Source organism: Nostoc sp. FACHB-888, assembly GCF_014696655.1.
Lineage (GTDB): Bacteria > Cyanobacteriota > Cyanobacteriia > Cyanobacteriales > Nostocaceae > Nostoc.
Map to the genome: position 1 here is coordinate 1 of NZ_JACJQM010000202.1, position 7,211 is coordinate 7,211.

Sequence of the window (7,211 nt, forward strand, 5' to 3'; positions counted from 1 at the left end):
GGAGTACGCCATTAGTATTAGATTTTAGATGCTGAGGAGTACCTTAATTCAAAACCTCATAAGATGTCAAATGGGTTCTATAAGCCAACACTATTCTCTATTAACATTCATTGCATTAATAAATTGAATGCAAGATGCTATCTAAAGCACCTGGCATTCTCAAGGTTTTTCGCTTATTAATGGAGCGCTAATTACAATTAAACAACCACAAAATTGTTTTCGGTTAGTGATAATCCAGCAGATAGTTGGGCAAATTTTACCTGAGTAAATGCAGACGCACTGCCATCTTGGTCAAAGAACAATGCACCCGTAACATTGTCATAGATGAATCTTTGAGCAGTAGTGGTTGCAGATGTGCCGATGGTAAACTGATTTGCAAAGACTGAAGGTGTTGCTAAGTTGCCACCAAAACCAGTAGCAGATACCTGAATCAACTCATTAGTGGCGTTGAAGTCATCAACTCTATCAATACCCCCATTGTAACTATTGAAAGTAAAGATATCAGCACCATCCCCTCCAATTAGGATATCACCACCATCCCCTCCAATTAGGGTATCATTACCGCTCTCACCTCTCAAGAGATTCTCCCCCTTACTACCTGTAAGGATATCATTGCCATTACCACCGTTGAGAACGTTACTATAAAAGGTGCCAGAGAAGTATGCCTTGTCACTAGAAGCAAACAGAGAATCATTTCCATCGCCTCCAGAGAGCAGATTAAAGCCATCAAAAGAGTTAACAATTAAGTAATCGTCACCAGCGCCACCGTTAAGTGTGTTAGTACCTCGACTACCAATGAGAGTATCATTTCCCTCATTACCCCGTAGCAGGTCATTACCAGTACCACTGTTGAGGTAGTCATTGCCCGTACCACCAACGAGAGTATTATTCCCTGCACCACCGTCAAGCGTGTTATTACCTGAGGCACCAAAGGCACTTAGAGAATCATTGCCATCGCCACCGGAGAGGAGATTATTGCCTGATGAATTGTCAATATTCAATGTATCGTCACCAGCGCCACCGTTGAGGATATTTTTCCCTGATGTGACTAAACGGCTCCCCTCGTAATCGTTGTACTGGATGCCAGAGCCAGAGAGATAATCATTGCCATCGCCACCATTGAGGAGATTATTGCCTAATGAATTGTCAATATTTAATGTATCGTCACCAATACCACCGTTGAGGGTGTTATTGCCAGAAGCGGCGAAAAATCCGTACTCTACAAAGGAGCCAGAACCGGAGAGATAATCATTGCCATCGCCACCATTAAGTAGGTTATTGCCTGGTGAAGAGTTAACATTCAATGTATCGTCACCAACGCCACCATTGAGGGTATTCTTGCCAGAAGCGGCGAAGAATCCTCCGAAGAATTCAAAGGAGCCAGAACCGGAAAGAGAATCATTGCCATCGTCACCATTGAGAAGGTTATTGCCTTCTGAATAGTCAATATTAAATATATCGTTACCAGCACCACCGTTGAGGGTGTTATCGCCTAAAGAGCGAACAATGTCGTATCTAGTACCATAGCCAGAGGCGAATAGATAATCATTACCATCGCCACCATTGAGTAAGTTATCGCTATCTGAAGCGTCAATATTCAAGGTGTCATTACCAACGCCACCATTGAGTAAGTTATTGCCTGTTGAATTGTCAGCAGTCAAGTAATCATTACCAGTACCACCGTTGAGGGTGTTATTGCCAGAGACACCAATAGAATAACCATAGCTATACACGTAGCCAGAGGCTGTAAGAGTATCATTACCATCGCCACCATTGAGCAGGTTATCGCCTGTTGAATAGTTAATATTCAAGTTATCCGCACCAGCGCCACCGTTAAGGGTATTATTGCCGGAACTGCGAATGCCGGAACCGCCCCTGAAAAATTTGTATTCGTCGCTAGAGGCACTAAGAAAATCATTGCCATCGCCACCATTGAGCAGGTTATCGCCTGATGAATTGTCAATATTCAATGTATCGTCACCAGTACCACCATCAAGGGTATCATTGCCCGCGCCACCCCGCAGTAAATCGTTGCCACTTTTGCCATCAATGAAGTCATCACCCCCCTGACCATTTATGACATCATCTGATTTGTCAAAACCGCTAACATTATTGTCGAGGTCGTTAAGAAAAGTAACTGTGTTTTTATTGAAGATAGTGCTTTGGGTGGAGTTGGCATTGAAGACATCAAAACTATCACTAACAGTAGTTTGCCCATCAAACTCTATATTGCCCAAGTCTACAGTGGCTCCTGTAGATTTGCTCAGGTTATCTAGGTTTTCCAGGGCAAAGTTTTGCAGGATGACTTTGGTATCATTAAAGTCGTCTTCAAAGGTGATTTCCAGATTGCTATCATTCTGGGTGAGCAGCAGATTTTCAGGAGTGAAGGGAGTACCTTGAAATTTTAGGGTGTCCACTTCGGCAGAAACTGCTGCTGTTGGGTTTGTTCCTTTACCTACGCCACCGAAATCGGTGATGGTATCTATGCCGAGGTTGAGGTTTGAGTATATGTCGTTGCCAAAGTCGTAAACAAATCTATCTTTGCCGCCACCACCAAGTAGGGTGTCGTTGCCCTGCTTAGCGGTGATGCTATCGTTGCCTGCAAGACCCTTAATCGTGTCTGCGCTGTCAGTGCCTAATAAGGTATCATTCCCGTTGGTTCCAATAATATCTGCCATGATTTTCACCTAATTAAATCGATTTTTTCAGTAATTTCAGTTCTCAATCTTGAATTTAGTGCTGTTTTTGGGCATAAAATTTCATCGGAATTTGACCTTTTCGGCATACTTTACACGCCACTGTTGAGGAACAGTAAAGGATTTCCAAAAAATAAATTATCCAAATAAACAAACCACAGATACACAGAGAACAGAGAGGAGGAATAGAAAGAGTTTTTCCGTCAGTTTTGGAACATTTTGTTATTTGGAAGTCCCTAATATTTTTTGAAGATTCAGTCTATGAAAAGTCTTATACATTAGTGAGCTATTCTCCGCAGGTGTGTAAGCTGAAAATAGATAACATCTCAATAGGAATAGGTAGCCTCAAAATAACTACATAGTCAATATTTTACTTAAATGTTTATACTTGAATAAACGTCTTTGCATACTCTTTACATTATTTGCCGATAAATGTATATACAAATACTGAACTTTGTCTCTTCTTCATATTGTTTTAACGTGAGTTCGACGGATAGAAAAGCCCAAAAAGCCAGCTAGATAGGAATTTGCTTAAATGGGCAGGTGAAGTGCGATGGCGCGAAGCGCCCACCGGATACTGTTGGCGAATTGCGATCACTACCCTCAAAGCATTGAGATGTCGTAGCGCCTCACTTCATAAATTGTGGTTTACATGAATTCGCCAACGGTATCCCACCGGAGGTGATCGCTACGATTGATTTAGAATCAGCAAAAAAGTCACAAAAGAATGCCGAGACTAAGAATATCTAATAAAAGCTTGTAACCTTTTTGATGCAGATATAACCTAGAGTGGTAAAACTTGCTAGAGTAGATTTTTAATGATTGAAATACGCGTAAATAGGTAAACCAAAATTTTCAATAATAACGAATTTGCTAGGTTTAAGTTTTTGCTCTAGCTAGCTTTACCACGCTAGGATATAACATTTGCGCCACTTCCACTGCCTCGTAAGCATCTTTCCACTGCCATGCGCCCTCTGCTGCCGTGCCGTGAAAGTGGCGATTCATCTGGGACTGAATTGTTTTAGTCCCGATAGTTCGTTTTTCAATCAGTGATTTGGTGAGTTCTTGAGCAACATTGAGGATTGATTGTCCGTAGTCCAGAACTGTTTCTAGGTCAAATAGAGTTCCTTGTGTGGCTATAAGGCTGACCATATCTATTATATGAATACATCACTTTCGCTTTGGCGTAGCCGTTTGAGCTAAGACAGGTTAGGTAGGAGTAGTCGGAGTCTGGGCAAAGGGATTATAACTGCTGGCGTGGGAACAGAATGGTGAGGGGATTGTGGTTCTAAAGTCCAGGGGTCGGAAATCTTCTCAAATGCGATCGCCCTCGGAGTGGCTTGTTGAATTTCCTGTTGTAGAGTAGGTTGTGGGGAAGTTGCGGAAACTGTGGGCTGTTCAATAACCGATGTCTCCCATTCGATTGGCGGTAAGGGTACAACCCACAAACCATCTATGAAATCGAAAACCATCAGCGCAACAAAGCTCATAACGACTGCTTGGATCGTCAAGGTGAGAGTAGCTTGGATATCCATAATTAACTCCAAATGTTTGTGATTTTTCAATATAGTGAGACGTTGCAGCTGGGTTTGGTCGTTGCAACTCTCATTCTGGCTTTGGCGTAGCCATGAAAATTCCCATTCACAAAACGGGTGAACGGGTGATTATGTTTACCCAGAGCATTGAAATCTTCTTAGCAAAGGCTAAGATCCAAAAAGTTACTAATTGCAATAAGCAATGGCAAGCAAAGAAATCCAAGTTCGAGAGTACACCGTCAGAGCGCATAAGCGGGAAATTCACACCCGCGTTTTCAACTTCGTATGTAAGCAGTGTGAACAACCCACACAACGAGAAACTTTTGGTGTGCGACCGCTCTATTGTGAAAAATGCCGTCCGCCTCAACCTCCCAAGCAATCGAAAGTGGTTCCTATCGGTAAGAAGAAACCTAGAGCGATGAACTATAAGAGTGGCAAAGGTATTGAGGGGTAAAGTCATGAATCAGGTGTAAAATTTAGGTAGTAGCTAACTATAGATACACATTGCTGTAAAAACCTCTTTCTGGACTGCTACAAACTCAACAAATGACCGAATTCTGGGTGCAACAAAGCGACGATCAAGATAGCAAATCCAAACTGGAACTTCCAATGGTCGATAGGCATTGAGAACTTCTACCAAATTACCGCTAGAAATTGCTTCTGCTGCCAAGAATCCAGGCATCTGGCTTAGACCTAATCCTGCGATTGTTGAGCGCACGATTGCATCTGCATTATCAAACACAACAGAACCACTAACGGCATATTGTTCAGCTTTGTACTCAAGGGTGAAAGACCACGGGTAAATACGTCCGGTTGCTCGATTGCGGAAATTTAAACAGCTATGTTGTTGAAGTTGTTCTGGATGCTGAGGTCGCCCATGTTGCTTAAAATATGTAGGTGAACCACAAACGACTAAAGGATAAGTGAAGAGTTGGCGAGCAATTAGATTGGCGCTGTCGCTCAATTGTCCTGTGCGAATCACTACATCAACTGCTTCCTTAGCTAGATCCACTTGGCGATCATCCATCAAAATGTCAAGGGAAATCTCTGGAAAGGTTTGGGTGAATTCCTTGATGATTGACACTAAGCAAACGCGCCCAAATGAAGGCGGGACGCTTACGGTTAATTGCCCTTTAGGAGTCGCACGATTTCCTTGAATTTCTGCTTCTAAGGCATCTAGTTCACCTAGTAATTGCTGGCATCCTTCATAAAATTGCACTCCATCAGACGTTAGGCTAATGCTACGAGTAGTCCGATGGAAAAGCTTAACTCCTAAATCCGCTTCTAATCGGGCAACGGCTTTGCTGACCGCTGAAGTAGACAAGCCTAGATCATTTGATGCCTGGGCAAAACTTTGGGCTTCTGCAACGCGCACGAATGCTAGTAGGTTCGACAAACTCTTAATCACAGACTGTTGAAAAAAAGTGGATAAAGAAGTGAAACGCAACCTCTTCTCAAATGATTATAAACAAAATATCCTGATTATTAAGACAAACACAAAGCAACACAAAGTAAACAAGTTTTACACAAAATCCAAATCCAATCTGGAGAAACTAAAATGACTAGCCAACCTTCCAACCCAACTCTACTGCATACCCAGCTTCCGGATGCACTGTTTGCCCAGTACACCACGGAATCTACATACAAACTTGCAGCAGCAGACAAATTGGAAATAACTGAAAAACTATATTTATTAGAATTGATTTTTGATACCCGCCGCTATGAGATCATGGATGCCATTCTTACCGAAGATTTTGTAATGGATCATGCACTTGCAAAGCGCTTGGATCGAGCCTCATTCAAACAGCTGTGGCAGGATAATGAGGCAGCGTTACTTAATGGAATTCGCCATCAATTGACTAATGTTATCGTCTATGCTGACAACGATGATACTGCAACTGCTATTGCTTATTTGAATGTCCTCAAGTTTGCCAATACCTCTACATTGTCTAGAACTGACAATCCTATTTTACTGGCTCACGCTGTTCAAGTGGTTCAATTCCGCAAAGAAAAAGATGTTTGGAAACTGGCTCACCTCACAATTGACCAAATGGCAGTGTCAGAAATTTTTGGTTTAGATCAAGTTACTGGCCATTACTTTGCGGCACTGGCAAATGAGCGCGATCAGCTTCGTCAACCTTTATTCTAAAAACGTAAGAACTCAGCACGGGCTAAACGCCCCGCTACCGCTAACAGTCCTTCTGAAGTCAGAATTGATAAGGATCTCAGTAAAATTAAGATATTTATTTATCAAACCTTAGCCTGATTCTTTAATTATTCTTACGAATGTATTCAGAAGGGCTAAATTCTTACATCTGTACTATTTACCTAGCCTTTTTTCTAGGTTTTATTTTTAGAGATTATGTGAGAGGATTGAGTGCAGACTTTAAACAAAGCTTAAACCTATTGTTCTTGAATGTGATGTAATCTCTAATTCAACAGGAGTAACTTACAATGGGGCAAAGCGAACTGAAGAACAAAGTAGCCTTAATCACTGGTGCAAATAAGGGTTTGGGGCTGGAAATGAGCCGTCAACTTGGGCAACATGGATTAAAGATTCTGATTGCCGGACGCAATTTAGAGGCAGCATCTACAGCAGCAGATAAGTTACAGCAGCAAGGAGTTGATGCTGTAGCGATTGCACTTGATATTGGCGACAGCAACCAAATTCAATCTGTAGTTAAAGAAATTGATGAACAGTTTGGTAAACTTGATATCTTGATCAACAATGCTGGGATATTTCTTGATGGTGACTGGCTAACGAGTAACGCCAGTTCTATTTCTTTAGATATAATTCGACAAACATTTAATACCAACTTTTTTGCTTTAGTAGAACTGACTCAAGCATTACTACCGTTAATCTTGAAAAGCCCTAGTGGTCGAATCGTGAATAGACCTCTTGCAGAATTGATTTTGTGTTATAATGATTGGTTTTCTTAATCTGAATGGGGTGAGATAACTAAAAAGATTGATGCCTGGG

General features: G+C 41.7%; 7 protein-coding genes. 3 read left to right on the plus strand and 4 right to left on the minus strand.

The window, feature by feature from the left end; genetic code table 11:
• Positions 1-197: 197 nt before the first annotated feature.
• The 3 genes from H6G26_RS36485 to H6G26_RS36495 all read right to left on the minus strand — a co-directional run bounded on the left by H6G26_RS36485 (position 198) and on the right by H6G26_RS36495 (position 4,231).
• Positions 198-2,678 carry a calcium-binding protein gene (locus H6G26_RS36485; RefSeq protein ID WP_190736322.1) on the minus strand — a complete coding sequence of 827 codons (2,481 nt, stop codon included), beginning with the start codon at positions 2,676-2,678 and terminating at the stop codon, positions 198-200.
• Positions 2,679-3,575: 897 nt separating this feature from the next.
• The gene (locus H6G26_RS36490; RefSeq protein WP_190736325.1) at positions 3,576-3,848 is read right to left on the minus strand and encodes a hypothetical protein; all 273 of its coding nucleotides are present in this window, start codon (positions 3,846-3,848) and stop codon (positions 3,576-3,578) included.
• A 47-nt stretch (positions 3,849-3,895) separates the two neighbouring features.
• The gene (locus H6G26_RS36495) at positions 3,896-4,231 is read right to left on the minus strand and encodes a hypothetical protein (RefSeq protein ID WP_190736326.1); all 336 of its coding nucleotides are present in this window, start codon (positions 4,229-4,231) and stop codon (positions 3,896-3,898) included.
• Between the two features lie 202 nt (positions 4,232-4,433).
• Here H6G26_RS36495 and H6G26_RS36500 point away from each other — a divergent pair, with 202 nt between their 5' ends.
• Positions 4,434-4,685, plus strand: coding sequence for a hypothetical protein (locus H6G26_RS36500; RefSeq protein ID WP_190736328.1), 252 nt, complete (start codon positions 4,434-4,436; stop codon positions 4,683-4,685).
• A gap of 33 nt (positions 4,686-4,718) precedes the next feature.
• On the opposite strand, the gene H6G26_RS36505 is transcribed toward H6G26_RS36500, so the two are convergent.
• Positions 4,719-5,627, minus strand: coding sequence for a LysR family transcriptional regulator (locus H6G26_RS36505; RefSeq protein ID WP_242054199.1), 909 nt, complete (start codon positions 5,625-5,627; stop codon positions 4,719-4,721).
• A gap of 162 nt (positions 5,628-5,789) precedes the next feature.
• Between H6G26_RS36505 and H6G26_RS36510 the strand changes: the two genes are divergently transcribed.
• Positions 5,790-6,380, plus strand: coding sequence for a nuclear transport factor 2 family protein (locus H6G26_RS36510; protein WP_190736330.1), 591 nt, complete (start codon positions 5,790-5,792; stop codon positions 6,378-6,380).
• 305 nt (positions 6,381-6,685) lie between these two features.
• On the plus strand, positions 6,686-7,171 hold the full coding sequence (locus tag H6G26_RS36515; protein WP_190736332.1) for an SDR family NAD(P)-dependent oxidoreductase: 486 nt from the start codon (positions 6,686-6,688) through the stop codon (positions 7,169-7,171).
• Positions 7,172-7,211 lie beyond the last annotated feature (40 nt).

Excerpts from the sequence above, each read along its gene's own strand:
- H6G26_RS36485 (WP_190736322.1), bottom strand. The coding sequence starts at position 2,678 with ATGGCAGATATTATTGGAACCAACGGGAATGATACCTTATTAGGCACT.
- H6G26_RS36490 (WP_190736325.1), bottom strand. The coding sequence starts at position 3,848 with ATGGTCAGCCTTATAGCCACACAAGGAACTCTATTTGACCTAGAAACA.
- H6G26_RS36495 (WP_190736326.1), bottom strand. The coding sequence starts at position 4,231 with ATGGATATCCAAGCTACTCTCACCTTGACGATCCAAGCAGTCGTTATG.
- H6G26_RS36500 (WP_190736328.1), top strand. The coding sequence starts at position 4,434 with ATGGCAAGCAAAGAAATCCAAGTTCGAGAGTACACCGTCAGAGCGCAT.
- H6G26_RS36515 (WP_190736332.1), top strand. The coding sequence starts at position 6,686 with ATGGGGCAAAGCGAACTGAAGAACAAAGTAGCCTTAATCACTGGTGCA.
- H6G26_RS36510 (WP_190736330.1), top strand. The coding sequence starts at position 5,790 with ATGACTAGCCAACCTTCCAACCCAACTCTACTGCATACCCAGCTTCCG.